Genomic DNA, 26,859 nt, shown 5'->3' on the forward strand with positions numbered 1-26,859 from the left:
GATGAAGCTGGGCTTCCTGACCGCCTGCCTTCCGCAGCTCCCGCTCGCCGAGATCGCCGGCTGGGCCGCCGCCCACGACTACGACGCGCTGGAGGTCGCCACCTGGCCGTCCACCGGGTCGCGCGACTTCGAGGCGAGCCACATCGACGTGGTGGACTTCGGCAAGGCCGAGGCGGACTCGGTCCGCGCGCTGTTCGAGCAGCACTCCCTGACGCTGTCGGCGCTGGCGTACTACGAGAACAACCTGCACCCCGACCGCGAGCGCCGCGCCGAGATCGCCGCCCACGTACGGGCCAACGTGGACGCGGCCGCGCTGCTCGGCGTGGAGTACGTCGGCACCTTCATCGGCCGCCACCCGGGCCTGTCGGTGAAGGAGAACCTCGCCCAGGCCGAGCGCGAACTGCCCGCGCTGGTGGAGTACGCGGGCGAGCGCGGGGTGAAGATCATCATCGAGAACTGCGTGATGGAGGGGTGGCACCCCGACGGCTACCCGGGCAACCTCGCCTACTCCCCCGAGCTGTGGGAGTGGATGTTCGACCTCGGCTTCTACCTCAACTACGACCCCTCGCACCTGCTGTGGCTCGGCATCGACCCGGTCACCGCCCTCAAGCCGTATCTGGACCGCATCCCGCACGCGCAGGCCAAGGACGCGCAGCTCGACCCGCGGGCCCGGGACCGGTTCGGGTTCTTCGGCCGCACCGTGGAGCGCACCGACGGCTGGGACAGCGGCTGGTGGCGCTACCGGGTCCCGGGCCTGGGCGACGTGGACTGGCGCCGGCTGGTGGACACCTTCTACGAGGGCGGCTTCACCGGGGTGCTCTCCGTCGAGCACGAGGACCCCGTGTGGAGCGGCGACGTGGAGCGGGTCACCCGCGGCCTGGAGATCGCCCACCGCACGCTGCGCCCGCTGATCGTCGGGTGACGCCCGTCCCCCGCGCCGGCCGGGCGGCCCGCGCCGGCCCCACCGCTTTCCCGTACCCGCACCAGGACCCGCACCCGCACCCGCATTCGCCGCTGTACTTCCAGGAGGCTTCGCTTCGATGGCCAAACCCTTGAGCATTCAGCTCTACACCCTCCGGGACCAGATCGCCGCCGACCGCGACGGCACGCTGACCCGGCTCGCCGAGATCGGCTACCGCTCGGTGGAGACGTACGACCCGACCGCCGACCCGGCCGGTTTCCGCAAGCTCGCCGACGACCTGGGCATCGGCGTGTCCAGCACCCACGCCTACGCGCTGTTCGACAAGGACGCGGGCGAGGTCTTCGACGCGGTCGCCACCGTCGGCACCGACCTGGCGATCATCCCGGGCGGCATCGGGCACGAGGAGTTCACCACCGCCGACGGGCTGCGCCGCACCGCGGACCTGCTCAACGGCTTCGCCGCCAAGGCCGCCGAGCGCGGCATCCGGATCGGCTACCACAACCACTGGTGGGAGATCGAGCCGCGGTTCGAGGGCCGCACCGCGCTGGAGGTGCTGGCGGACGAGCTGGCGCCCGAGGTGTTCCTGGAGGTCGACACGTACTGGGCGCAGGTCGGCGGCGCCGATGTGCCCGCGCTGCTGGGGGCGTTGGGCGACCGGGTGCTGTCCTTGCACGTCAAGGACGGTCCCGGGGTGAAGGAGCAGCCGCACACCGCGGTCGGCAAGGGCGTGATCGATGTGCCGGCGATCCTGGCGGCGGCGCCGGACGCGCAGCGGATCGTGGAGCTGGACGAGTGCGCCACGGACATCTTCGAGGCCGTCGCGGAGAGCCGCGCCTACCTGACGGCGCTGGAGGAGGGGCTTTCATGACCAGCGGTTCGGGTTCCGGGCCGGTCGGCGTCGCGCTGGTCGGTGCGGGGGTGATCAGCACGCAGTACCTCACGGCGCTGTCCACGTTCCCGGACGTCCGGGTGCTGTCCGTCGCGGACCTGGACGTGGACCGGGCCCGGGTGCAGGCGGAGGCGCACGGGGTGCCGCACGCGGGTGACGTGGCGTCGGCGCTGGCGATCCCCGAGGTGGAGATCGTGATCAACCTGACGATCCCCGCCGCGCACGCCGAGATCGCCTCGGCCGCGCTGGAGGCCGGCAAGCACGTCTACGGCGAGAAGCCGCTGGCGCTGGCGCCCTCGGACGGCGCGAAGATCCTCGCGCAGGCGCAGTCGCGCGGCCTGCGGGTCGGCAGCGCGCCGGACACGTTCCTGGGCGCGGGGTTGCAGTCGGCGGCCCGGGCTCTGGCCTCGGGGCTGATCGGCGAGCCGGTCAGCGTGGTCGCGGTGACGCAGGGACCGGGCCCGGAGAGCTGGCACCCGAGCCCGGAGTTCCTCTTCCAGTACGGTGGCGGGCCGCTGTTCGACATCGGTCCGTACTACCTGACCGCGCTGGTGGCGCTCTTCGGGCCGGTGGAGCGGGTCGCGGCGAGCGCGCGGCAGGCGCGTTCGCACCGGGTGATCGGTTCCGGGCCGAAGGCGGGCACCGAGTTCGCGGTGGAAGTGCCCACGCATGTGCACGCGTTGCTCGACTTCGCGTCGGGCCCGAGCACGTCGGCGACGTTCAGCTTCGACTCGTCGGTGCCGCGGCGGATGATCGAGATCACCGGCACCGAGGGCACGTTGTCGCTGCCGGACCCGAACACGTTCGAAGGGCCGCTCCAGGTGCGGGCGTTCGGCGACGAGGAGTGGCGGGACCTGCCGGTGGCGGGGACGACCGCGGGCCGCGGGATCGGCGTGCTGGACATGGCGCGCGGTATCCGGACCGGGGCGCCGCACCGTGCGTCGGGCGAACTGGCGCAGCACGTACTGGAGTTGATGGCCACGGTGACGGATTCCGCGGAGCGGCACGGCTTCGTGGAACTCGAATCCCGCGCTCCGGAGGTGGCGACGCTTCCGGAGGACTGGGACCCGGTGGCGGCGACGTTGACCTGACCTGCGTCGCCGCCACCGCGGCAAGCCCGGGGAACGGCCCCCCGGATGCCTGGTCGACCCACCCGTGGGGGGATGGGTCGGCCAGGTCTTTCGCGTTCGGGCGCCGGCGCGCGGTCGGGGGCGGTCAGCCGCCGTCCGGAGGCACGCTCAGGAAGCGGTCAGCGGGAGCGGTCAGCGGGAGCCGTCAGCGGGAGCGCTCAGGAATTGACGGTGCCGGTCGCGAGCAGGCCGATGATCACCACGCCGACCACCACCCGGTAGACCACGAAGGAGTTGAAGGAGTGCCGGGCGACGAACCTCAGCAGCCAGGCGATGGAGGCGTAGGCGACCACGAAGGAGACGAGGGTGCCGACGGCGAGCGCGGAGGTGCTGACGCCGCCGCTGGTGGCGTCCTTGAGTTCGTACAGTCCGGCACCGGTGAGCGCGGGCAGGCCGAGGAAGAACGACAGCCGGGTGGCGGCCATCCGGTCCAGGTCCCGGATCAGGGCGGTGGAGATCGTGGCGCCGGAGCGGGAGAAGCCGGGGAAGAGCAGCGCGAGGATCTGCGAGCAGCCGACGATCATCGCGTCCTTCATGGTGACCTGGTCCTCGCCGCGCTTGAACCGGGCCATCTGCTCGGCGGCCCACATCACCGCGCTGCCGAAGATCAGCGAGAACGCCACCACCCACAGGGAGCCGAGCGGCCCGTCGATGAGCGGTTTGGCGGCGAGCCCGACGATGACGATGGGGATGGTGGAGTAGATCACCCACCAGGTGAACTTGTAGTCGTGGTTGCCGCGCTCGCTGCGATGGGCCAGACCGCGCACCCAGGCGGTGACGAACCGCGCGATGTCCCGGAAGAAGTAGACGAAGACCGCCGCGATGGCGCCGACTTGGATCACCGCGGTGAAACCGACCACCGCGTCGTCGTCGACGGGGATGTTCATCAGGCCCTCAACCAGCTTGAGGTGGCCGGTGGAGGAGACCGGCAGGAACTCGGTCAGTCCTTCCACGATGCCGAGAATGGCGGCCTGGCCGAGGCCGATGGCGCTCATGGGTGGTTTCCGTCCCCTGGTCTTCTGGTCTTCGGTCTTCCGGAAGTGCGGACGGACCGGGCATACCCGTGGGATGCCCGGTCCGTCCCGAATCGACTACATTCGCGTAGACATCCGGTCAGACTCTAGAGGATCGGTGGCCGCTGTTCGACGTCGGGGCGGCACCGCCCACGGCGTACCGTACCGGAGGCCGGAGCCGTGATATGCCCGGTCACAGGCTGTTTTCCTGGGCGTCACCAGCGGTTCGGCCATTGGTCACCTTCCGTGCGACCAGGGGCCTTCGGTCCCGGCAATCGCGGGTTCTCAGCAGGCGCCCTCGTCCTGCCACACACCCCACTCGCCGGTGGTGCCGGGGGTCTCGCCGGTGGTCCACCACTTGGCGAGCCAGGTGTGGCCGTCGTAGGAGACCTTGTTGCCGCCGACGTAGACCGCGGAGGACGACCAGGCCGTGGCGGTGCAGCCGCCGCCGGTGCTGCCACCGGTGACGGTCAGCGTGTAGGCGGCGGTGTGGGTGGTGCTGCCGGCGGTGCCGGTGACGGTCAGGGTGTAGGTGCCCGCCTTCGCCGCGGTGGTGGTGGCCACCGACAGGGTGGCGCTGCCGCCGGCGGTGACGGAGCCGGGGCTGACCGACGCGGTGACGCCGGCCGGAGCGCCGCTGACGCTCAGCGCGACGGACTGCGCCGACCCGGCGGAGACCGCGGTGTTCACCGTGGAGGTCGCCGAGGAGCCGGCGGCGACGGAGCCGGCCGACGGGGTCAGCGCGACCGAGAAGTCGTTCGCGGGCGGCGGGGTGGTGCTGCCGCCGCCGCTGAACGGCTCGAAGGTGTGGCTGAACTGCCAGGTGCTCTGCGCGACGCCGGAGCAGGTGTCCGAGCCGCCCTGGCCGGGGCAGCCGCCGTTGTCGCGCTGGAGCGCCCAGAACGACAGGGTGTTGATGCCCTTGCCGACCGCCCAGTTGTAGACGGTGGTGGCGTTGTCGGTGGTGAAGGTCTCGGCGGCGCCGAAGTCGTCGATGCCGGGCATCTCGGTGATGCCGATCATCGCCCACAGGTCCGCGTCGCTCTTCGACGGGTACAACTGCGCGAGCTGGTCGTGCAGGCCCTGCGCGGCGGTCTCGGTGTCGGTGGCCATGTTGTGCGTGGCACCGTCGTAGTAGTCGAACGTCATCAGGTTCACGACGTCGAGCTTCACGCCGTTGGAGACGGCGTTCTGCAGCACCGACAGGCCGGAGCCGTCACCGGCGGTGCCGGTGGTCAGGCCCTGGGTGGTGGTCGGCAGGGTGTAGGAGAACTGCACGGTACGGCCGTTGCTCGCCGCCCAGTCCTGCACCATCTTGACGGCCTTGTTGCGGCGGTCGATACCGGCCGCCTTGGTCAGCGAGTTGTCCTCGGTGTCGAGGTCGATCCGGCTGACGTTGTAGGTGGTGATGACCTTCTCGTACGCGGCGGCGATGGAGCTGACGTCGGTGCAGCTGTCGGCGATCTCCGTGCCGCCGTCGTCGGCCGCGTAGCCGCCGAAGGACGGGATGACGTCGCCGCCGGCCGCCTGGATGGCGGCGATGTCGCTGCCGAAGCTGGAGGAGGCGATCGGCAGGGAGGTGTCGCCGTTCCAGTACGGCGTGCAGGAGCCGACCGAGGGCGTCTGGATGAACGCCATCGTCAGGTACTTGTTACCGGAGGCGGTGGCCAGCCCGGAGAGGCTGTCGCCGTTGTACGCCTCGAAGTACGGGGCGAAGACGTGGCTGGGCAGTGCGGTGGCGGCGGTGGCCTGCGGGGTGGCGGCGTGCGCGCCGCCGGCGCCGGTCAGCGCCAGGCCGGCCGCGGCGGCGGTGGCGGCGAGTCCGGTGAGCAGGGCGCGGAGTGGTCTGCGAACGGGTCCGGTCATGGACCGCGCTCCCTTCGATGTGGGGGTCCCAGCACAGCGGGCCATGCTGGTCTGGACCAATGCTGACCCATACTGTTTGGTCTGGACCACCCAACTGTCAAGAGCCCTTACAAATAATGCGGTTGACCGGTTCCGGCGCACCGCCGGTCGGCCGGCGCGGACCCCTGTACCGCGCCGACCGCCCCGCGTCCCGACCCGGGTGCCCCGCCCGCACCCCCGGCCGGACACCCGGCCCGGGCATGCCGGAGGCCGCCACCGCACCCGCGAGGGGAGCACGCGGTGGCGGCCCCGGACGGCTCACCTCAGTGCAGGCGGCCGAGCAAGGCGAGCGCGGGGACGAACCGGGCCGCGTCCACGGTGCCGACGCCGGTGGCCATGTCGTAGCCCTTCACCGCGGTGTAACCGGTGACGCCGTCGTAGGAGTTGTTCGTGCCGTCCTTGACGTCGACCACCCCGCCGAACCCTCCGGTGCCCTTGGCGAGGGCGTACAGCGCGGTGTGGATGTCGCCGATCCGGTGCCCGGCGACCTGGTCGGCGAGCGCCACGATGCCGGAGAAGAGCGGGCTGGCCTCGCTGGTGCCACCGTAGACGTCCCAGCCGACGGACGTCGGGTCGTAGCTGGAGTACACCCAGGCGCCGCCGTCGACCGCCGCGGACATCGAGATGTCCGGGGTGCCGCGCTGCGCGCCGACCACGTTCCGCACGCCGTTCTGGTACGACGGCCGGGCGAAGACGTGCGACTGGCCGCCGCCGCCGGCGCCGTAGTCGTTGTACACGCTCTCCGGCGCGGTGCGGTTGCCGGCGTCGTCCAGGTGGAGCTGGGTGCCGCCGATGGAGGTGACCAGCGGGTCGGAGGACGGCCAGGAGTTCACCTGGTACGGGTAGTTGGAGCTGCCGTCCTCGGTCGCGTCGGTGGCGCCGCCGTCGCCGGAGGAGCCGAGCACCGTCACGCCGCGCCGCGCCGCGTCCTTGAAGGCGTAGCGCAGGTTCTGGATGCTGGAGAAGTCGCCCTTGTCGAAGCCCGGGAAGGTGTTCTCGGTGGCCCCGAAGCTCTGGGTGATGACGTCGCCGACGCCCTGGTCGATCAGCGCCTTCTCGCCGTCCATCATCTCGGGCAGGCCGGTGACGCCCTCGGTCTCGGCGACGCCGGTCTCCAGCAGCACGATGTGCGCGGCCGGGGCGATCGCGTGCGCCATCTCCACGTCCAGCGTGGTCTCGCCGGCCCAGCCGGTGTGGTCGGGGTTGGTCGGGTCGAAGGGCGGCACGTCGCCCCACTTGACGACCTGCACCGTGGTGCTGGGCATCCCGAACTGCTTGCTGTAGACGTCCAGGTCGTGCTGGATCGTCGGTGAGCCGAAGGAGTCGACGATCACGATCGTCCGGCCCTTGCCCGTCACGCCCGCGCGGTAGAGCGGGTTGAGGTCGTACGCCTGCCGGTACTGCGTGGGGGTGTAGCAGTTGATACCCCACTCGGCCTGGCACTGGGCGATGGTCAGCGGGCTGCCCGCCCCCTTGACCAGCTCATGTCCGACGACGGCGGGCACCGGCTTCACCGCGGGCGCGGCGCGGCCGGCCGCCGCCGTCGCCGCACCGGTGAGCGGGGCCGCGATCAAGGCGGCGGCGGTCAGGGCGGTGGCTCCTGCCGCGGCGACCACGGCGCGCGGCCGCGGGCGAGGTGTGCGCATGGACTCTCCTTGTGTGGAGGGCTCTTCTGGCATGAGGTGCGGCCGTCACGGAGACGGCCGCGGTGGTCACACCGATAGATCATGCCCAGGACAAGGGAGTTCGCCGTTGGCCATCCGTCGTTTTACCCGAACGGCCGATAATTTTACGACGCCATGACCATGTCATGCCGACCCGACGCAACGTCAGACTCACTACTGCGCAGCCGTCACAGGAGTGCGCGGCCGGGAGCGTGCAGCAGCGCGCGGGCGGCGACCGCCCAGCCGCCACCAACGCCGATGCGCCGCCCGATCGCGGCCACCGACTCACCACGGACTCCGCGACGGAGCCGCCCCGCAGGGGCACCGTCAGGACACGATGTCCTTCGTACGGAACCCGCGGAACGCCAACGCGGTGAGCACCACCGCGTACGACACCGAGACCGAGGTGCCCTCGATCACGCCGGTCCACTCGGTGGCCGGCTGCATCGCGTCGAGCCATGCGAACTGCCAGTGCGCGGGCAGGATGTCGCGCCACCGGTGCAGCGCGGTCACCGCGTCCAGCACGTTGCCGACGATGGTCAGGCCGACCGCGCCGCCCACCGCGCCCAACGGCGCGTCGGTGACCGTGGACAGCCAGAACGCCAGCGCCGCCGTGACCAGCTGGCTGACGAAGATGTACCCGACCGCGATCGCCAGCCGCGCGACGGCGCTGCCGGCCGGCACCGCGCCCCCGGTGGGGAGTTCGAGGTCGCCCCAGCCGTAGGCCACCGTGCCCGCCACGAGCGCCACCAGCGGCAGCAGGACCAGCGCGACCGCGCTGAAGCCGAGCGCGACGGTGAGCTTGACCACGAGCAGCCGGGCTCGCGGCACGGGCGCGGCCAGCAGGTAGCGCAGGCTCGACCAGCCCGCCTCCGACGCGACCGTGTCACCGCAGAACAGCGCGACCGGCACCACCAGTACGAAGCCCGCCGACACGAACAGGCAGGTCGCCGCGAAGTTGGCGCCGGAGGAGGTGGCCGTGTCGATCAGCGTGGGACCGTTGGCGCCGTCGCTCGGGGTGCCGCCGATCGCGAACGCGGCCATCAGCACGAACGGCAGCAAAGCGAGCAGGGCGCCGACCACCAGCGTGCGGCGCCTGCGCAACTGCCGGCGGGTCTCCACCCGCAGCCGCAGCGTACGGCCGGGTCGGTAACCGGGCGCGGTGACGGCCCCGGAGACCGCGGGGTCGTCCGGCGGCTCCGGCAGGTCGGGCACGGGTGCGGCGGGCGCGGTGCTCATGCCGAACCTCCGATCAGGGTCAGGAAGGCGTCCTCCAGGCGGCGGTGCGGGCCGACCTGCGCCACCGGCACGCCGAGCCCGACCAGTTCGGCCACCAGCTCGACCGCCGTCGAGCCGTCCGCGATGACGACGAGCAGCCCGCCCTCGGCCGGCACGGCGGTGGCCACCGCGGGCAGGGCGGCCGCCTTGTCCACCAGGTCCGGCGCCAATTCGCCCGCCACGCCGACCAGTACGGTGTCGGTCGAGCCGACGATCTCCGCCACCGGGCCGGACGTGATCAGCCGCCCGCGGTCCATGACCACCAGATGCGTACAGGTCTGCTCGACCTCCGCCAGCAGGTGGCTGGAGACGATGACGGTCCGGCCGGTGGCGGCATAGCGGATCATCACCTCGCGCATCTCGCGGATCTGCGGCGGATCGAGGCCGTTGGTGGGTTCGTCCAGGATCAGCAGGTCCGGCAGCCCGAGCATGGCCTGCGCGATCGCCAGCCGCTGCCGCATGCCCTGGGAGTACGTCCGCACCGCGCGCTTGAGCGCGTCGCCGAGCCCGGCGATCTGCAACGCCTCGGCGAGATGGGCGTCTTCGGCCGGGCGGCCGGTCGCCTGCCAGTACAGGTCGAGGTTCTGACGGCCGGTCAGATGCGGCAGGAATCCGGCGCCCTCCACGAAGGCGCCGACCCGGGAGAGCACCGGCGCGCCCGGCCGCACCGCCTCCCCGAACACCCTGATCTCGCCCTCGTCCGGCCGGATCAGGCCCATCAGCATCCGCAACGTGGTGGTCTTCCCCGCGCCGTTCGGCCCGAGCAGGCCGAGCACCTGACCGGGCTCGACCTGGAAGGTCAACTCCCTTACCGCGTAACGGTCCGCGGACTTCGCGTACCGCTTGCTCAGCCCGCTGATTCGCAACGGGACCGCGGCCAGCGCCGGGTCGGCGGGGCGGGGGCGGACCCGGCGGCGGCCGGTGACCAGCAGCGCCACCGCGACCAGCACCGCGGCCGGCGGCAGCACCCAGGTCCACCACGGCAGCGCGTTCGCGTCGGCGCCCAGCGCGCTGTCGGTGGGGACCGTGACGGCGGAGCCGGCCAGCGCGACGGTGTAGGTCGCGGGCGCGGCGGGCGTCGCATAGCCGAGGTCGGTACTGGACAGCACCACGGCCAGCCGGTGCCCGGCCGCGAACTCGTGGTCGACTGCGGGGAGTTCGACCCGTACGGTGCGGCCCGACGGCGACCCGGTCACCCGTACCGGCGTGGCCAGGCCGGCCGGCAGGACCTGCTTGCCGTTCGGGCCGACGTCGTAGAGCTTCGCGAACAGCACGGCCTCGGGAGCGGTGGTGGACACCTTGACGGTGACGGTCGGGGCGCCGGTGAGGGTGGTGGCGTGGCGCAGGGGCGCGGACACGAAGCGGGCCGACTGGCCCGGGAAGTCGACGGCCACGCTCTGCCCCAGCTGGGCGAGTTGGGAGATCGCGCCCGATCCCGGCACCGAGGAGATCGCGGGCGGCGAGCCGCCGGCCGGGTTGGTGATCTGCTGCGGCGAGCCGGTCAGCGGTACGCGCCGGGCGGCGGTGCCGGCCAGGCCCGGGTAGCGGTCCGCGCTCGCGCCGCGCAGCACCACGCTGCCGTCGGTCGCGTTCAGGCCGCCGGTGCGGGTGACGCGGAAGGAGGGGCCGGTACTGACGCCCTTGTCGCCCTTGAGGTAGCGGTCGAACCACGCGGTGACCCGGCCGTTCACCCGGGAGTCCTCGGTGTTGCCGCCGTCGTGGCCGCCCGCGATCCAGTCGACGGACACCGGGGCGCCGTTCGCCTTGATCGCCTTGGCCATGGCGTCGGACTGGGAGAGCGTGAACAGCGAGTCGGTCTCGCCCTGCACGATCAGCGTGGGCACCTTGATCCGGTTGCTGACCGTGGCCGGGCTCAGCGCGGCGAGTTGCGCGCGGTCCGCGGCAGTGGCCTGACCGCTCGTGGCGACCCGCTTGTAGAGGTCGCAGATCGACGGCTCGAACCGGCCGCAGACCGGGTCGGCCGAGGCGCCGTCGGGCGGGGCGGCGCCGGCAGCGGGCGCGGAGCCGGTGGTGGACGTGGAGTTGGCAGGCGTGGAGCCGGTGGACGCTGCAGGGGCGTCCGAGGCGGCCGGGGCCGACCCGGACGCGCCCCCGGTGGCGGGAGCCGACCCGGACCCGCCGCCGGTGGGGGACGACCCGGACCCGTCGCCGGTGGGGGGCGACACCTGACCGGTCGTGGCGCCGGTGCCCGCCGGGGTGCCGCCGGAGAAGAGGATGCCGCTCCACATCTTCTTGTACACGCCGTCGGGCAGCAGCGCGTCCGCGAAGTCCCAGTACGTCTCGCGGGGCGCGATCGCGTCGATCCGCGGATCGTCGCCCGCCGCGAGCAGCGAGACCGCGCCGCCGTAGGAGATGCCGGAGACGCCGACCCGGGGGTCGCCGGGAGCGTCGAGCTGCACGTCGGGGCGGGTGGCGAGCCAGTCGACGAGCCGGCCGACGTCGGCGACCTCGCCGTCCTTCGCGTTGAGTCCGATCCGGCCGCCGGAGTCGCCGAAGCCGCGCGCGGACCAGGTCAGCACCGCGTAGCCGTGCTTCGCCAGCGCCTCGGCCTGGCCGCGCACGTCGTCCTTGGTGCCGCCAAAGCCGTGCGCGAGCAGCACCGCGGGCCGGCGCCGGGTGCCGCCGTCGGTGAAGTACGAGGTGTCCAGCCGCACTCCCCCGGCGCCGGTCAGCATCGCGTCCGTACGGTGCACCGACCCGCTCGCGCCGCCGGCCGTCGCCGTACCCGTGACGATGCCGCCCACCGCGACGACGGCGAACGCCCCCACCGCCGCGAACCACTTCCGCCCGCGCGGCCACCGTAGATCCATCCCCTGATCCTAGGCGGGGAGGCGCCGGGCTCCGTGACCGCCGGTCCGCTCACCGGAGATTCCCAGGAAACCGCCGGTCGCCGCGCCCGCCCGCCACCCGCACGCCCGGATCAGCGCGGCCGTCAGGGCGCGGCCGTCAGCTCGGCGATCGGCTCGGCGATCAGCTCAGCCGTCAGCGCAGCGACTCGGGAAGTGCCTCCCGGTGCACGATGCCCAGCCGCTGCGTCGCACGGGTCAGCGCGACGTAGAGGTCACTGGTCCCGAACCGTCCGGGCTCCACGACCAGGACGTGGTCGAACTCGAGCCCCTTCGCCTCGCGCGGGCCGAGCAGCACCACGGACCGGGCGAGGTCGGGTTCCCCGCCTGCCTCGACCCCGTCGAGCCGGGCCGCGATCTCCTCGTGCAGCGCACGCGGGGCGATCACCGCGAGCCGCCCCTCCTCGGGCGTGAACTCGGCGACAGCCCGCGCCACCGCGCCCGCCAGATCCGCACCGGACTCCCGCGTCCACGGCCGCTCACCGGTGGACCGCACCGACCCGGGCGGCTCGAACGACGGGTCCTGGGCCCGTACCACCCGCGCGGCCAGCTCCATGATCTCCGCGGGCGTGCGGTAGTTGACCCCCAGCCGTACATGCGCGAACCGGTCACCGACATACGGCTCCAGGATCTTCTGCCACGATCCGACACCCGCCTCTTCCGAGGTCTGCACCGGATCGCCGACCAGGGTCAGCGAGCGGGTCGGCGACCGGCGCATCAGCAACCGCCATGCCATCGGGGAGAGTTCCTGCGCCTCGTCGACGATGATGTGCCCGAAGGCCCAGGTCCGGTCGGCGGCGGCCCGCTCGGCCGCGCTCCTGTGGTCGATCTCCTCCTGCCGCGCGGCCATCCGATCGGCGTCGACGATGTCGTGGGCGGCCAGCACCTCGGACTCGCCGTCCTCGAACTCGTAGGTCTCCGACGCCCGGGACAGCTCCAGCACACCCTGCGCGTAGTCGACCCGCCGCCGGCGCTCGGCCTCCGCCGCGGCCCGCTCGGCACTGTCGTCGGTCCCGAGCAGTTCGGCCGCCTCGTCCAGGAGCGGCACGTCGGCCGGGGTCCACTCCCGGTCGCCGGGAGCGCGGCGGACGGCCTCGGCGTCCTCGTCCGCCAGGTACACCGGCTCGGCCAGGTAGTCGGCGAGGAACGCCTCGGGGGTGAGCGCCGGCCACAGCTCCGCCACGGCGGCCTGCACCTCCTCGCTCGCGGCGACGCCCTTGCCGAGCTGGGCGATGTCGGCAGGACCGAGGAAGTTGGGGCCGCCGTACGGGTCCGCGCCGATGCGCTCGGCGAGTTGCGCGGTGAGGGCGTCGATGACGTGGAACGCGAAGTACGGGCGGGCGAGGTTGTGCGGCAGGCGGGTCTCGCGGGCCGCCTGACGGGCTTCGTAGGCGATCTCCCAGTCCAGCACCAGGTCGCCGTCGTCGTGCCGGATGACCATGGGTGCTCCGGGCTCGGGCATCTGCTGCCGGTCGCGTACGGCGAGGGCGAGGGCCTCGGCCATCCCCGCACCGCCCTTGACGGCCGCCGCGCGGGGGGTGTCGGTGCCGCGGGCGTCCACACCGGGGTAGAGCTCGGCCTGCGTGGCGAGCATGACCCCGGTCTCGCCGAGGGCCGGCAGCACCTCGCCGATGTAGCGCAGGAACGCCGGATTGGGCCCCACCACCAGGACCGCGCGCTTGGCCAGCAGTTCCCGGTGCTCGTACAGCAGGTAGGCCGCACGGTGCAGCGCGACCGCCGTCTTGCCGGTGCCGGGGCCGCCCTCGACGACCAGGACCCCGCGGTGCGGAGCGCGAATGACGCGGTCCTGTTCCGCCTGGATGGTTTGCACGATGTCGCCCATCCGGCCGGTGCGGGCGGAACTGAGCGCGGCGAGCAGCACGGTGTCACCGCTCGGGTCCTCGAAGCCGCTGCGTTCGCGGTCGTCGAGGTCGAGGATCTCGTCGTGCAGCTCGGTCACCGTGCGGCCCTCGGTGCTGATATGCCTGCGCCGGCGCAGACCCATGGGCGTATGGCCGGTGGCGAGATAGAACGGTCGAGCGACCGGCGCCCGCCAGTCGATCAGAACGGGTGTGCGCTCCGCGTCGTCCGCGCGAATTCCGAGCCGGCCGATATGGTGCGTGGCGCCGTCGCGGAGATCAATACGGCCGAAGCAGAGCGAACCGTCCACCGCATTCAGCGCGGCCAGCAGCCCGGACCGCTCGGCGACCAGCACCTCGCGCTCGACCCGGGCCTGCCGCCCGCTTCCCACCGGGGCCAACGCGTCCTCGACCCGCTCCGCGGCGGACTCGCGCAGCGTGTCGACACGGCCGTAGAGCCGGTCGAGGAATTCCTGTTCCCGCTCCAATTCGACACTTTCGCGAGTTGACAAAGCTGCTCCCTACTGGCTAAGCTGTGCCTATCAGCCCCCGATGCGGGGCTTTTCTCATGCGCGCACAGAAAACCTCAATATACGCGAGCAAATCCCCGTTCCGCAATTGCGGTGCGGGGATTTCCGCGCCGTCCCTCCCGTGTCGGTGCCGCGGGATACGGTCGGGGGTGTGAGCAAGGGGTTGACGGCGGCGCAGCGCAGGGCGGTCACGGGGTCCGACCCGTCGACGGGTCGGGTGGCCGCCGGAGCCGTGGTGTGCACGGGACTGGTGGCGGCCGGGTTGGCGGTGCGCCACGGGCGGGCCGGGCAGCACTACCTGACGCCGGAGGGCCGGCGGGTGCGGGCCGAACTGGCCGAGCGCGACGCCCGGGTCGCGCGGGAGGCGGCCGAGGAATCGGCGCAGGGTGGGCGCACCGAGCCGGAGCGCGGGCAGTTCGTCGCCGACGACGGGTCCGGGACGGTGCGTACGACCGCGGCGCGGCCCGGCGAGGTGGCCGCCGCGTGGGAGGGGCTGCTCCAGATCCGCGCGGTGCTGGGTGACGGCGCGGTGGAGGTGCCGGCGGGCTGGGAGCGGGAGCGGCCGGTGCACGCGGTGGCGCTGGCCCTGGAGGCGGCGGGGGTGCCGCCGCACCGCGCCGAGCGGCCGTCGGGGTACCGGGTGGGGCCGTCTGATCATCCGGGCCTGGTCGAGGTGACCTGGTCCGAGGCCGGTTCGGGGCCGGCCTCGCTCGCCCGCGTCGCCGCGCTGCTCGGCCCGCTCGGCTGGCAGGCGACCGAGCACCACGCCCGCGGCGGCGCGCCCTTCCTGCTCGTCTCCCCCCGCCACACCTGACCGCGCACCCCCGCCCGTCCCCACCTACTTCCCGCCGCCCCGCCCGCCCGCCCCCGGCCGCCCGGCGCGCTTCAGACCGCGGGCGGCGCCACCGCGAGCCCGGCCACCGGCGGGTTGAGGCGGGTGAATCCCTCCTGCCGCTGGTATGGGAAGTAGGGATACGGCGCCGTCCGCGCGCTCGCCGCGTCGAGCCTCGCCGTCTGGTCCGGGGTGAGCGCCCAGCCGACCGCGCCGAGGTTCTGCCGGAGCTGCTCCTCGTTGCGGGCGCCGATGATGACGGAGGAGACGGTCGGCCGCTGGAGCAGCCAGTTGAGGGCGATCTGCGGGATGGCCTTGCCGGTCTCCTCGGCGATCTCGTCGAGGACGTCGACCACGCGGTAGAGGAGTTCGTCCGCCACCGGCGGGCCGAAGTCGGCGGTCTGGTGCAGCCGGCTGCCGGCGGGCAGCGGCCGGCCGCGGCGGATCTTGCCGGTCAGCCGGCCCCAGCCGAGCGGGCTCCAGACCACCGCCCCGATCCCCTGGTCGAGCCCGAGCGGCATCAGCTCCCACTCGTAGTCGCGCCCGACGAGGGAGTAGTAGACCTGGTGCGCGACATAGCGCGGCCGGCCGTACTTCTCCGCGACGGCGAGGGACTTCATCACCTGCCACCCGGAGAAGTTGGAGACTCCGACGTAGCGGACCTTGCCCGCCCGCACGAGGTCGTCGAGCGTGGCCAGGACCTCCTCGATCGGCGTGCCGGCGTCGTAGGCGTGCAGTTGGAAGAGGTCGATGCGGTCGGTGCCGAGCCTGCGCAAGGCGGCCTCGCACGCGGCGAGCAGCCGCGACCGGGAGGAACCCGCGTCGCCCGGCCCGTCGCCCGTGGGCAGGCTGGTCTTGGTGGACACGATCACCTGGTCCCGGCGGCCCTTGATCGCCTCGCCCAGCACCTCCTCGGACGCGCCGCCGGAGTAGACGTCGGCCGTGTCGAACATCGTGATCCCGGCGTCCAGGCAGATGTCCACCAGACGGCGTGCCTCGCGGGCGTCGGTGCTGCCCCAGGCGCCGAAGAGCGGGCCCTGCCCGCCGAACGTGCCGGCGCCGAAGCTCAGCGCGGGCACCTTGAGGCCGGACGAACCCAACCGCCTGTATTCCATGACTGCTCCTTCGATCGTTCGCTCGTCCACCGGGCGGCGGCGCGCGCCGCACACGGCACGCACAGCACCGCGAACACGCGCCGCCCACCGACTAACGGTCATCCAGTTCCGTTAAGACGATCCCGACGATAGCACTGGCGCAGCCATTAATAGAACCAGAGTCCCGTTATGACCGTGGAACGACCAGACCCGGGAAGCGTCCGACCAGGCGGGCGGACGGCACGCGCGCGCGGCGCCGTGCTCGACGCGGCCGGCGACGCCCTGGCCGAACAGGGCTTCTCCCAGCTGGACCCGGCCGATGTCGCGCGCCGCGCCGAGGTGGGCCGGACCACCGTCTACCGCCGCTGGGGCACGGTGGCCGGCCTGGTGGCCGACCTGCTCACGGACATGGCCGAGCATTCGCTGCCGCGCACCGAGACCGGCTCGCCGCTCGGCGACCTGACGGCCAACGCCCGACTCGTCCCGCGCACACCGGCCGACCCGCGGCAGGGCGCGCCGTTCCGCGCGGCGATCGCGGCCGCCACCTGCGAGCCGAAGACCGCCGAGGCCCTGCGGCGCTTCTACCTCACCCGCGTCGGCGAGTGGGCGCCCCGCGTCCAGCAGGACATCGACCGCGGCGAGGCGCCCGAGGGCACCGACACCCACGAGGTGATCCGCGCGGCGTCCGCCCCCCTCTACTACCGCCTGCTCACCGGCGGCGAGCGGCTCGACGAATCCGCCGCGGACCGGGCCGCTGCGGCCGCCATGGCCGCCACCAGCGCGGGCGTCTTCGTGCGGAGCGCCGAGTCGCGCTGACCGCCCCCCGACCACCCCCGCGCCGCGACGCGAGGCAGCACGCGGCAGCACGCGAGTCCACCGGTGGCCGTCGCGGTTTCTCGCGCCCTGATACCCGACATGACGCCCAGATGTCCGGGTTATTGCGAGAAGAAATCGTAATCTTGCACGAACTCATTTACTTACTGCGGCGGCGCTCGTAGTCTCTCCACGCCCGGCCGGGTGTACCACTTCCCCTCACCCCCGACCCGCAAGGACCTGCCTGTGTCGCAACAAACGCGCAGCCACGACCAGAACCCCCCACGGCAGCACCGGTTCAGACGGCGCGGCACCGCCGCCGTGCTCTCCTTCGCGGTCGCCGCCGCGGCCGCGCTCACCGCGGTGACCCTGGCGAGCGCCCCCTCCGCGCACGCCGCCGGCGGCGTACCGGCCCCCTCGCCCGTCGGCATCTCCGGCCGCGGCGCGAACGTGCCGTTCACGGAGTACGAGGCGGAGTACGCCAACACCAACGGCGCCCTGATCGGCCCGGACCGGCTCTACACCCACCTGCCCTCGGAGGCGTCCGGCCGGCAGGCCGTGACCCTCGACGCGGTGGGCCAGTACGTCGAGTTCACCCTCACCAAGCCCGCCAACGCGATGTCGCTGCGCTACAGCATCCCGGACTCCGCCGACGGCAAGGGCCGGGACGCCTCCCTCGACGTGCAGGCGAACGGCCAGTCCGTCAAGACCCTGCCGGTGACGTCCCGTTACAGCTGGTACTACGGCGGCTACCCGTTCAGCAACGACCCGGGCGGCGGCAACGCGCACCACTTCTACGACGAGTCCCGGACCATGTTCGGCACCACCTACCAGGCCGGCACGGAGATCCGGGTGCAGGTCACCTCGACCGCGCAGTCGCCGTCGTTCACCATCGACCTCGCCGACTTCGAGCAGGTGGCCGCGCCGATCGCCCAGCCCTCCGGCTCGATCAACGCCGTCACCGACTACGGCGCCGACCCCACCGGCGCCACCGACTCCACTGCGAAGATCCAGGCGGCGGTCGACGCCGGCCAGGCGCAGGGCAAGCCGGTGTACATCCCGCAGGGCGACTACACGCTCTACGACCACGTCATCGTGGACGGCGTGACGGTCGAGGGCGCCGGTCCCTGGTACACGGTCTTCGGCGGCCGCGACCCGGTGAACCGCAACCGCGCCGCGGGCTTCTACGGCAAGTACGTCGCCGGCGGCGGCTACACCGGGGAGATCCGGCCGAAGGAGGCCGGCGGCCCGAGCAAGAACGTCACCCTGAAGGACTTCGCCATCATCGGCGACATCACCGAGCGGGTCGACGACGACCAGGTCAACGGCATCGGCGGCGCCCTGTCGAACTCGACCATCGACGACCTGTGGATACAGCACGTCAAGGTCGGCGCCTGGATGGACGGTCCGATGGACCATCTCACCATCGAGAACAGCCGCATCCTGGACACCTCGGCCGACGGCGTCAACTTCCACTCCGGCGTGACCGATTCGACCGTCACCAACACCTTCGTCCGGGACACCGGCGACGACGGCCTCGCGTCCTGGCCGGAGAAGGCGCCCAACGCGGACGACAGCTTCACCCACAACACGGTGGTGCTGCCGGTGCTGGCGAACAACATCGTCACCTACGGCGGCAAGGACTTCACGATCTCGGACAACGTGATGGCCGACACCGTCACCAACGGCGGCGGCCTGCACATCGCCAACCGCTACCCGGGCGTCAACGGCGGCTCGGCCAACGGCGTCTCCGGCACCATCACCGCGGACTCCAACACCCTGATCAGAGCCGGGAACAGCGACTACAACTGGCAGTTCGGGGTGGGCGCGATCTGGTTCGACGGCCTCCAGGGCACCGTCGACGCGGACATCGAGATCACCAACACCGACATCCTGGACAGCTCCTACGAGGCGATCCAGTCGATCGAGGGCGGCGGCGTCACCGGCGTCCACTTCAAGAACGTCAACATCGACGGCGCCGGCACCTTCGCCATCCAGGGCCAGGCCCCGGCGAACATGACCTTCACCAACGTGACCGCGAAGAACATCGCGCAGGCGGACAAGCCGATCTACAACTGCGAGGGCACCGCCCTGGTCCTCAACGACAGCGGCGGCAACTCCGGCTGGAACAACGGCGGTCAGCAGTGCAACGGCTGGCCCGCGCCGGTGTGGACCAACGGCGGCGTGCCCACCGGCGGCGGCAGCGGGGGCGACAGCGGCGGCACCACCCCGCCGACCACGCCTCCCGCGACGCCCCCGACCACCCCGCCGACCACTCCCCCGGCCGACGGCAACCTCGCCAAGGGCCACCCGGCCACCGACACCGGCCACTCCGACGTCTACACGGCCGCCAACGCGGTGGACGGCGACGCCAACTCGTACTGGGAGAGCACGAACAACGCCTTCCCGCAGTCGCTGACCGTCGACCTCGGCTCCGCCCGGACCGTCGGCCGCCTCGTGCTGAAGCTGCCGCCGGCCGCCGCGTGGGCCACCCGCACCGAAACCCTCTCCGTCCTCGGCTCCACGGACGGCTCCACCTTCAGCACGCTCAAGTCCTCCGCCGGGTACACCTTCGACCCTTCCAGCGGGAACACCGCTACGGTGTCCTTGAGCCCGACCTCCACCCGCTACCTCCGGCTCACCTTCACGGCCAACACCGGCTGGCCCGCGGGCCAGCTCTCCGAGCTGGAGGCGTACGCCTCCTGACAGGCGTACGCCTCCGACCGGATCGGGGCACCCCTCGCCAGAGGGGTGCCCCGCACCCGGACCGCAGCACGGCAAGACGGCCGGCCCGCGGGACCGTGAGACCGCAGGACGCCGGAGTCGCCGCGCGCACCAGCCGCAGGTCACCGCGGCGCGGGGGCGGCAGGGCCCAGCTCCGTCCGTGCTTTCGGCAGCGCATAGAGTCGCGTTCCATGGAATATCGTCACCTCGGCCGCAGCGGCCTGTTCATCAGCGAGATCGCCTACGGAAACTGGCTCACCCACGGCTCCCAGGTGGAGGAGGACGCCGCCACCGCGTGCGTGCGCGCCGCGCTCGACGCGGGCATCACCACCTTCGACACCGCCGACGTCTACGCGCAGACCCGCGCCGAGTCCGTGCTCGGCCGCGCGCTGAAGGGCGAGCGGCGCGAGGGCCTGGAGATCCTCACCAAGGTCTTCTGGCCCACCGGCCCGGGGCACAACGACCGGGGCCTCTCCCGCAAGCACATCGCGGAGTCCATCGAGAACTCGCTGCGCCGGCTGCAGACCGACCACGTCGACGTCTACCAGGCGCACCGCTTCGACGTCTCCACCCCGCTGGAGGAGACGATGGAGGCGTTCGCGGACGTCGTGCACTCCGGCAAGGCGCACTACATCGGCGTCTCGGAGTGGACCTCGGACCAGATCAGGCGCGGCCACGCGCTCGCCCGCGAGCTGCGCATCCCGCTGGTGTCCAACCAGCCGCAGTACTCGGCGCTGTGGCGGATCATCGAGGGCGAGGTCGTGCCCACCTGTGAGGAACTGGGCCTGGGCCAGGTGGTGTTCTCGCCGATCGCGCAGGGCGTGCTGACCGGGAAGTACAAGCCGGGGCAGCAGCCGCCGGCGGGTTCCCGGGCCACCGACGGCAAGGGCGGCTCGGACATGATCAGCCGCTGGATGCACGACGACCTGCTGGAGCGGGTGCAGCAGCTCCAGCCGCTGGCCGCCGAGGCGGGCCTGTCGCTGGCCCAGCTCGCCGTCGCCTGGGTACTCCAGAACCCGAACGTCTCGGCGGCGATCGTCGGCGCCTCCCGCCCCGAGCAGGTCGCGGAGAACGCGAAGGCCGCGGGCGTGAAGCTCGACGCCGAGCTGATGGCGAAGATCGAGGAGGTGCTCGCCCCGGTCGCGATCACCGACCCGAAGCGGGTCCACGAGAACGTGCCCGAGCGCCGCTGAGGCGGAGCGCGGAGCGCGGTACACCTCGCGTCCGGCCCCGGCGCCGGCCGCCGCCGGGCGGTTCGCCTCGCGTGGCGGTGCGGGGCGGACCGGTCCCGCGCGTAGGGTGACTACAGTTCTGTAGACGTCTGTTCCGGCCGGCCGCGCGCGGCCGGCCGGGCGGGCCCCGCGCGCACCGCCGGGGTCCGGGGAAGGCGGGCCGCCCGATGCCTCGCACGCCGTCCGGCCGGTCCCGCCGGTCGCCGTACACCCAGCGCGGCCTGGGCTGGGCCGCCGCTCTGGCGGCGGCGTTCGCGGTGCTGGCCGGGGTGGTGCTGACCCGGCACGGCACGCCGTATCCCCTGGACACCGGTCCGATCAACTGGTCCGTACGGCACCGCCCGCACGGCTGGCTGACGGCCGCGCGCGCGGTGACGCACGCGGGCACCGGCCCGTACCCCTACGTGGCGGCGGCGCTCGGCGGCTGGCTGGGCGGCAGCCGGGGACGGATGGCCCGGGCTCGCGCAGGGGTGCCGGTGGCGCTGCTCGCGGTGGTGGCGCTGGTCGCCGAACAGGTGGTGCGTGCCGCGGTGATGGTGGCCGCGGACCGCGCCCGGCCCCCGGTCGCCGACTGGGCGGTGGCCGCGTCGGGGCACTCCTTCCCCTCCGGGCACACCTCGTCGAGCGCGATGGCCGCCGGACTGCTGGCGTGGGGCGCGCTGCGGGCCCGCCCGGGGCCGCCGGGCCGCGTCGCCGCCGCCCTGTGCGTGGCGGCCGCGGTCGCGGTGGGCTGCTCCCGGGTCTACCTGGGCGTGCACTGGCCGACGGACGTGCTCGGCGGCTGGCTGTACGCGGGCTGGTGCCTGCTGCTGGTGCTGCCGCCGCTGACCGCGTACGCCCGCGCGCACGACGGCGAGGACGGCAGCGGCAGCGGCAGCGGAGAGGTCAGACCTTGACGCCGTGCGACCGCAGGAAGCTCAGCGGGTCGATGTCGTCGCCGTAGTCCGGGCCGGTGCGCATCTCGAAGTGCAGGTGCGGCCCCGTCGCGTTGCCGGTCGCGCCCGAACGGGCGATCCGCTGCCCCTCGTTGACGTGCTGGCCGACCTTCACCGAGATCTGCGACAGATGGCCGTACTGGCTGTACTCGCCGTCGGCGTGCCTGATCACGACCTGGTAGCCGTACGACCCGCCCCAGCCGGCGGTGACCACGGTGCCCGCGGCGACCGAGTGCACCGCGGTGCCGGTGCCGACCAGGAAGTCGACGCCCGTGTGGTAGCCGCTGGCCCAACTGCCGCCGCCCACGTGGTAACCGGTGCCGATGGACGCGTGCACCGGCACGGTCCACCCGGAGGACTTCTTGGCCGCGGGCTCGGCATGCGTCTTCTTCGGCGCGGGCTTGGCGGCAGGCTTGGCAGCGGGTTTGGCCGCAGGTCTGGCCGCGGGCTTCGCCGCCGGTTTCGCGGTGGGCTCGGCGGCGGGCGCGTGCGTTGTCTTCGGCGCCGCCTTGGCTGGCGCCGCCAGGGTCAGCCGCTGGCCGGGCAGGATCAGGTCGGGGTCGTCGCCGACCACCGCGTGGTTGTCGGCGTACAGCTCCGGCCAACCGCCCTTGACCTGGTGGTCCGCCGCGATGCCGGAGAGCGTGTCGCCGTGCACGACGGTGTACCGGTCCTCGGCGTCGGACTTCTTCCCGCCCGGCTTCTTCGCGCTCGGCTTCTTCGCGTCGGCCTTCTTCGCATCGGCCTTCGCGCCGGACGTCTTCGCGGCGGCCGGGTGCGCCGGGTGCGCGGTCTGGGCGGTGTGCTCCGTGGGCTTCCTCTTCGGCGCCGGGCCGGCCTTCTTCGTACCGGTCGACACCTGCACGGTGTGCGAGGCCGTCGCGGGCTCCCGGGTCAGCCCGGCCCGTACCGAGCAGACCGGCCACGCGCGCGGGCCCTGGCTGCCGAGCACCTTCTCGGCGACCGCGATCTGCTCGCTCCTGGAGGCGAGGTCGGCGCGCGCGGCGTACGCGGTCCCGCCGTACGCCCGCCAGGTGCTCGCGGTGAACTGGAGCCCGCCGTAGTACCCGTTGCCGGTGTTGATCGTCCAGTTGCCGGAGGACTCGCACTTGGCGACCTTGTCCCACACCCCGGCGGTGGCGGCGTGCGCGCTGCTCATCCCGACCAGCGGCAGGGCGAGCCCGGCACCGCCCGCGGTGACGGTCAGCGACGCCTGGGAGACCCGGCTGGGACGATAGCGGCGGTGGCGTCCGCGTAAGGCCATGACGCGCGTCCTTTCCCTACGCTTCAGCGCCCGGGCTGCTCCGGGCGGGCCAGAGAGGCGGGCCAAAGATAGGCCCGCCCCGGCGCGCCCACAAGAGTGCCCGCAACAGCACAGGTGGGACTAGCCGGCGCATCCGGGGCGTTGTACGCCAAGTGACTTCTTTGCTGCGCGACACGCCGTTCTCCGTCCTGGACCGGTCCCGTACCCGCGAGGGCGAGGACCCGCCGCGGGCGCTGCGCGAGACCGTCGGCTTCGCGCGGCAGGCGGAAGCGCTGGGTTACCACCGGTTCTGGGTCTCGGAGCACCACAGCGTGCCGGGGGTGGCCGGCTCCGCGCCCACCGTGCTCGCGGCCGCCGTGGCCTCGGCGACCTCGCGGATCAGGGTCGGCACCGGCGGGGTGATGCTGCCCAACCACCGGCCGCTGGTGGTCGCCGAGCAGTTCGGCGTGCTGGAGTCGCTCTTCCCCGGGCGGATCGACATGGGCCTGGGCCGCTCGGTCGGTTTCACCGGCGGCGTACGCAAGGCGCTCGGCCACGGCAAGGAGGCCGCCGAAGGCTTCGACGAGCAGATCGGCGAGCTGCTCGGCTGGTTCGACGGCACCCAGCGCGCGTATCCGCAAGTGCACGCCTGGCCCGCCGAAGGGCTGCGCCCGGCGCCGTTCCTGCTCGCCACCGGCAGCGGCGCCGACCTCGCCGCCGCGCACGGCCTGCCGCTGGTGATCGGCGGGATACGCGGCGAGGACGCGATGCTGCGGGCGGTGGACCGCTACCGCGCCGCGTTCCGCCCCTCGCCGTGGGCCGCCGCGCCGTATGTGGTGGTCTCCGGCACCGTGGCGGTCGCCACCACCGGGGAGCAGGCGCGCCGGCTGCTGGCCTCCGAGGCGTGGGCGACGGCGTACTCCCGCACGCACGGCGTCTTCCCTGCGCTGGCGCCGTACGCGTCGATCGCCGCGACCGCGATGGCCGGCGCGGAGCGGGACCGCTTCGAGGAGGCGATGGCCGGGCACATCCACGGCACCCCGCAGGACGTGGCGAAGTCCCTCGAATCGCTGCTGTCACGCAGCGCCGCCGACGAGTTCCTGGTGACCACCAGCACCTACGACCGCGCCGAACTGCTCGAGTCCTACCGGCTGCTGGCCGGCCTGCTGCACTGAGCGGCCCGGCTGCGAACCCCGCGAACCCCGCGAACCCGCAGGCCGGACACCCCCGCCCGTAGGATCGTACGGACGCGGTCCGCGCATCCGCCGGCCGCCGGGCACGGGAGGGGACCTCGGATGAGCACCGTACGGGTCGGCATCGTCGGCATCGGCAACTGCGCGTCGTCGCTGGTGCAGGGCGTGGAGTTCTACCGGGACGCCGAGCCGGGCGCGGTGGGGCTGACCCACCCGGTGTGCGCGGGGTACGCCATCGGCGACGTGGAGTTCTCCGCGGCCTTCGACGTGCACACCGGGAAGACCGGCCGGGACCTGTCGGAGGCGATCTGGGCGGCGCCGAACAACTCGCGGGCGTTCGCGAAGGTGCCGCACCTGGGCGTGCCGGTGACCGAGGGCCCGCTCGCCGACGGGGTGGGGCGCGGCAGCGCGGACCGGCTCGACGTGCGGGGCGAGGCGAGCCTGGACGACGTGGTGCGGCGGCTGAAGGAGAGCGGCACGCACGTCCTGGTGAACTTCCTGCCGGTGGGCAGCCAGGCGGCGTCCGAGCTGTACGCGCGGGCGGCGCTGGAGGCCGGCTGCGCCTTCCTCAACTGCATCCCGTCGGTGGTGGCGCGCTCCCCGCAGTGGGCGGAGCGGTTCGCGGCGGCCGGGCTGCCGCTGGCCGGCGACGACCTCAAGAGCCAGTTCGGCGCGACGCTGATCCACCGCGCGCTGGTGGACGTGCTGCGGCGCAACGGCGTGGCGCTGCGCAGCACCTACCAGTTGCTGGGCGGCGGCAACATGGACTTCTGGAACATGCAGGACGCGGAGCGGATGGCCGACAAGAAGGCCACGAAGGCGCAGGGCATGTTCGCCGGCGGCACAGACGCGGCCGGGAGCGGGGACGGTACCGGGACCGGGAAGGCGGCCGGCGGCGAGCCGCAGGTCCACGTGGGAGCCGACTTCATCCCGTTCCTCGGCGACCGCAAGGTGGCCTTCATCCGCGTGGAGGCCGAGGCGTTCGGGGGCACCCCGCTCGACATCGACCTGCGGATGGAGGTCGACGACTCGCCGAGCGCGGCGGGGAACGTCCTGGACGCGGTGCGGTATCTCAAGGCCGCGCTGGACCGCGGGGTGGGCGGCGTGGTGGACGCGGTGGCGGCCTCGGTGATGAAGGCGGCGCCGGTACCGCTGGACGAGGCGGCGACCGCGCGGGGGCTGGCCGAACTGGGCTGAGCGGGCCACGGGCCACCTGCCCGTACGCCGTCGCGCGGCGGCGTACCCGACGGCCGATCAGCGCGGTATGACTATCCGACATATGACGGTACGTCTGGTTGGCGGCGCCCGGGTCACTCGCAGGCGCGTCGGCCTCACCGGTATGGGCTGCACCACCGCGCAGGGGTTGCCCATCGTTCTTACGGTGATCATATGAACGACATCCGTCCTCTTCGCCACTCCGCTCGCCGCCGCACCACGCTGCCCGTCACCCTGCCCGCCGCGCTGCCCGCCGCCGCGCTGGCCGCCGCGTGCTGCCTGACCGCGCTGACCGCCGCGCCCGCGGTGGCCGTGGCAGCCGCTCCGGCGGTGGCGCCCGCGTCCGATGGGGGTCAGGGCTCCTCGGGCTCCGCCGCCGACACCTCCCAGACGGCCGTGGACCGGACGCTGCTCGCCGAGCCCGGCGTGCACGTGCTGCCCCGCGCGGGCGCCCCCGAACTGCCGTCCGACCTGTCCGCGCTGTCCTGGACGGTGTCCGACGCCCGCACCGGCCAGGTGCTGGCCGCGAAGAACGCGCACCGGCAGCTGCCGCCCGCCTCCACCCTCAAGACGCTCTTCGCCGACACGGTACTGCCGCGCTTCCCCGGCGACCTCAGGCACAAGGTCAAGGACTCCGACCTGGCCGGCCTGGGCGACGGCAGCAGCCTGGTCGGGGTGCAGCCCGGCCAGACCTACACCGTCGCCGACCTGTGGCGCGGCGTCTTCCTCGCCTCGGGCAACGACGCCGTGCACGTGCTGGCGAACATGAACGGCTCGGTCGCGAAGACCGTCGCCGAGATGCAGGCCAAGGCGCGGATGCTGGGCGCGGACGACACCCATGTGGTCACCCCGGACGGCTACGACGAGCCGGGGCAGGTCTCCTCCGCCTACGACCTGGCGGTGTTCGCCCGGGCCGGCCTGGACAACCCGGACTTCGCGCAGTACGCCTCGACGAAGGACTCCGAGTTCCCCGGCGGCTACGACGCGCACGGCTCGTACGTGGCGTCCTTCGGCATCGAGAACACCAACCGGCTGCTCACCGGCGAGAAGGGCGTCACCGCCTACCCGGGCCTGGTCGGCGTGAAGAACGGCTACACCACCAACGCGGGCAACACCCTGGTCGCCGCGGCCCGCAAGAACGGCCGCACCATCATCGTGTCGGTGATGAACCCGCAGTCCGGCGCGACCAACGCCGTCTACACCGAGGCGACGAAACTGCTCGACTGGGGCTTCTCGGCGGCGGACCACACCACGTCGGTGGGCACGCTGAACGCCGCGGCGCCCGAGCGGCCGGCCGACGCGGGCACCGCACCGGACTCCGCGCGGGCCGGGCGCGGTGCGCCGCAGGCCCCCGAGGAGGCGCACGCCGCCCCGGTGGCGTCGCGTTCCGCGGTGGCCTCGCCGACGGCCTGGGCGGTCGGCGGCGCGCTGGTGCTGCTGGCCGCCGCGTCGGTGGTCGTGCTGCGGCGCCGAGCAGCCGCGAAGAACCGGTAAAGCTCCTGGCAGAGGGGTACGCTCGGT

The 26,859-nt window shown here is 73.0% G+C and carries 19 protein-coding genes; 11 read left to right on the forward strand and 8 right to left on the reverse strand.

The features are described 5' to 3' along the window. Position 1 precedes the first annotated feature (1 nt). The 3 genes from OG370_RS05880 to OG370_RS05890 all read left to right on the forward strand — a co-directional run bounded on the left by OG370_RS05880 (position 2) and on the right by OG370_RS05890 (position 2,902). Positions 2–922 carry a sugar phosphate isomerase/epimerase family protein gene (locus OG370_RS05880; RefSeq protein WP_328461306.1) on the forward strand — a complete coding sequence of 307 codons (921 nt, stop codon included), beginning with the start codon at positions 2–4 and terminating at the stop codon, positions 920–922. 118 nt (positions 923–1,040) lie between these two features. After that, on the forward strand, positions 1,041–1,790 hold the full coding sequence (locus OG370_RS05885) for a sugar phosphate isomerase/epimerase family protein (RefSeq protein WP_328461308.1): 750 nt from the start codon (positions 1,041–1,043) through the stop codon (positions 1,788–1,790). Beyond that, the gene (locus OG370_RS05890) at positions 1,787–2,902 is read left to right on the forward strand and encodes a Gfo/Idh/MocA family protein (RefSeq protein ID WP_328461310.1); all 1,116 of its coding nucleotides are present in this window, start codon (positions 1,787–1,789) and stop codon (positions 2,900–2,902) included. The genes OG370_RS05885 and OG370_RS05890 overlap by 4 nt, the downstream gene beginning before the upstream one ends. 197 nt (positions 2,903–3,099) lie before the next feature. Here OG370_RS05890 and OG370_RS05895 read toward each other — a convergent pair whose 3' ends face one another. From OG370_RS05895 to OG370_RS05920, 6 genes are all read right to left on the reverse strand, one after another. Further along, a complete protein-coding gene (locus OG370_RS05895; protein WP_328461312.1) occupies positions 3,100–3,936 on the reverse strand; it encodes an undecaprenyl-diphosphate phosphatase in 837 nt (278 codons plus the stop codon). A gap of 303 nt (positions 3,937–4,239) precedes the next feature. Then, positions 4,240–5,820, reverse strand: coding sequence for a chitinase (locus OG370_RS05900; protein ID WP_328461314.1), 1,581 nt, complete (start codon positions 5,818–5,820; stop codon positions 4,240–4,242). A gap of 302 nt (positions 5,821–6,122) precedes the next feature. After that, positions 6,123–7,505 carry a S53 family peptidase gene (locus OG370_RS05905; protein ID WP_328461316.1) on the reverse strand — a complete coding sequence of 461 codons (1,383 nt, stop codon included), beginning with the start codon at positions 7,503–7,505 and terminating at the stop codon, positions 6,123–6,125. Positions 7,506–7,850: 345 nt separating this feature from the next. After that, the gene (locus OG370_RS05910; RefSeq protein ID WP_328461318.1) at positions 7,851–8,762 is read right to left on the reverse strand and encodes an ABC transporter permease; all 912 of its coding nucleotides are present in this window, start codon (positions 8,760–8,762) and stop codon (positions 7,851–7,853) included. After that, positions 8,759–11,632, reverse strand: a complete 2,874-nt coding sequence (locus OG370_RS05915; RefSeq protein ID WP_328461320.1) for an alpha/beta fold hydrolase — start codon at positions 11,630–11,632, stop codon at positions 8,759–8,761. The genes OG370_RS05910 and OG370_RS05915 overlap by 4 nt, the downstream gene beginning before the upstream one ends. A 172-nt stretch (positions 11,633–11,804) precedes the next feature. Beyond that, on the reverse strand, positions 11,805–14,015 hold the full coding sequence (locus OG370_RS05920; RefSeq protein ID WP_328461322.1) for a HelD family protein: 2,211 nt from the start codon (positions 14,013–14,015) through the stop codon (positions 11,805–11,807). Positions 14,016–14,208: 193 nt separating this feature from the next. Here OG370_RS05920 and OG370_RS05925 point away from each other — a divergent pair, with 193 nt between their 5' ends. Beyond that, positions 14,209–14,871 (forward strand): hypothetical protein, encoded by a 663-nt coding sequence (locus OG370_RS05925; protein ID WP_328461324.1) that lies wholly within the window; start codon positions 14,209–14,211, stop codon positions 14,869–14,871. 71 nt (positions 14,872–14,942) lie between these two features. Here the strand turns inward: OG370_RS05925 and OG370_RS05930 are convergent, their stop codons facing one another. Beyond that, positions 14,943–16,004: an aldo/keto reductase gene (locus OG370_RS05930; RefSeq protein WP_328461326.1), complete on the reverse strand. Its 1,062-nt coding sequence runs from the start codon at positions 16,002–16,004 to the stop codon at positions 14,943–14,945. 168 nt (positions 16,005–16,172) lie between these two features. On the opposite strand from OG370_RS05930, the gene OG370_RS05935 reads away from it, so the two are divergent. The 4 genes from OG370_RS05935 to OG370_RS05950 all read left to right on the forward strand — a co-directional run bounded on the left by OG370_RS05935 (position 16,173) and on the right by OG370_RS05950 (position 21,648). Further along, a complete protein-coding gene (locus tag OG370_RS05935; protein WP_328461328.1) occupies positions 16,173–16,799 on the forward strand; it encodes a TetR/AcrR family transcriptional regulator in 627 nt (208 codons plus the stop codon). Positions 16,800–17,042: 243 nt separating this feature from the next. Continuing rightward, positions 17,043–19,502 (forward strand): discoidin domain-containing protein, encoded by a 2,460-nt coding sequence (locus OG370_RS05940; protein ID WP_328461331.1) that lies wholly within the window; start codon positions 17,043–17,045, stop codon positions 19,500–19,502. A gap of 209 nt (positions 19,503–19,711) precedes the next feature. Continuing rightward, complete coding sequence (locus OG370_RS05945) at positions 19,712–20,713, forward strand: aldo/keto reductase family protein (protein ID WP_328461333.1); 1,002 nt, start codon at positions 19,712–19,714, stop codon at positions 20,711–20,713. A 206-nt stretch (positions 20,714–20,919) separates the two neighbouring features. After that, positions 20,920–21,648, forward strand: coding sequence for a phosphatase PAP2 family protein (locus OG370_RS05950; protein WP_328461335.1), 729 nt, complete (start codon positions 20,920–20,922; stop codon positions 21,646–21,648). On the opposite strand, the gene OG370_RS05955 is transcribed toward OG370_RS05950, so the two are convergent. Continuing rightward, positions 21,638–22,951 carry a transglycosylase family protein gene (locus OG370_RS05955; RefSeq protein WP_328461337.1) on the reverse strand — a complete coding sequence of 438 codons (1,314 nt, stop codon included), beginning with the start codon at positions 22,949–22,951 and terminating at the stop codon, positions 21,638–21,640. The two genes, OG370_RS05950 and OG370_RS05955, sit on opposite strands and share 11 nt — an antisense overlap. Before the next feature lie 152 nt (positions 22,952–23,103). Between OG370_RS05955 and OG370_RS05960 the strand changes: the two genes are divergently transcribed. From OG370_RS05960 to OG370_RS05970, 3 genes are all read left to right on the forward strand, one after another. Next, entirely contained in the window at positions 23,104–24,105 is a 1,002-nt protein-coding gene (locus tag OG370_RS05960; protein ID WP_443060620.1) for an LLM class flavin-dependent oxidoreductase, read from the forward strand. 120 nt (positions 24,106–24,225) lie between these two features. Further along, positions 24,226–25,320, forward strand: coding sequence for an inositol-3-phosphate synthase (locus OG370_RS05965; protein WP_328461339.1), 1,095 nt, complete (start codon positions 24,226–24,228; stop codon positions 25,318–25,320). A 192-nt stretch (positions 25,321–25,512) separates the two neighbouring features. Then, positions 25,513–26,832: a D-alanyl-D-alanine carboxypeptidase family protein gene (locus tag OG370_RS05970; protein ID WP_328461341.1), complete on the forward strand. Its 1,320-nt coding sequence runs from the start codon at positions 25,513–25,515 to the stop codon at positions 26,830–26,832. Positions 26,833–26,859: the final 27 nt, after the last annotated feature.

Source organism: Streptomyces sp. NBC_00448 (assembly GCF_036014115.1).
Classification (GTDB): domain Bacteria; phylum Actinomycetota; class Actinomycetes; order Streptomycetales; family Streptomycetaceae; genus Actinacidiphila.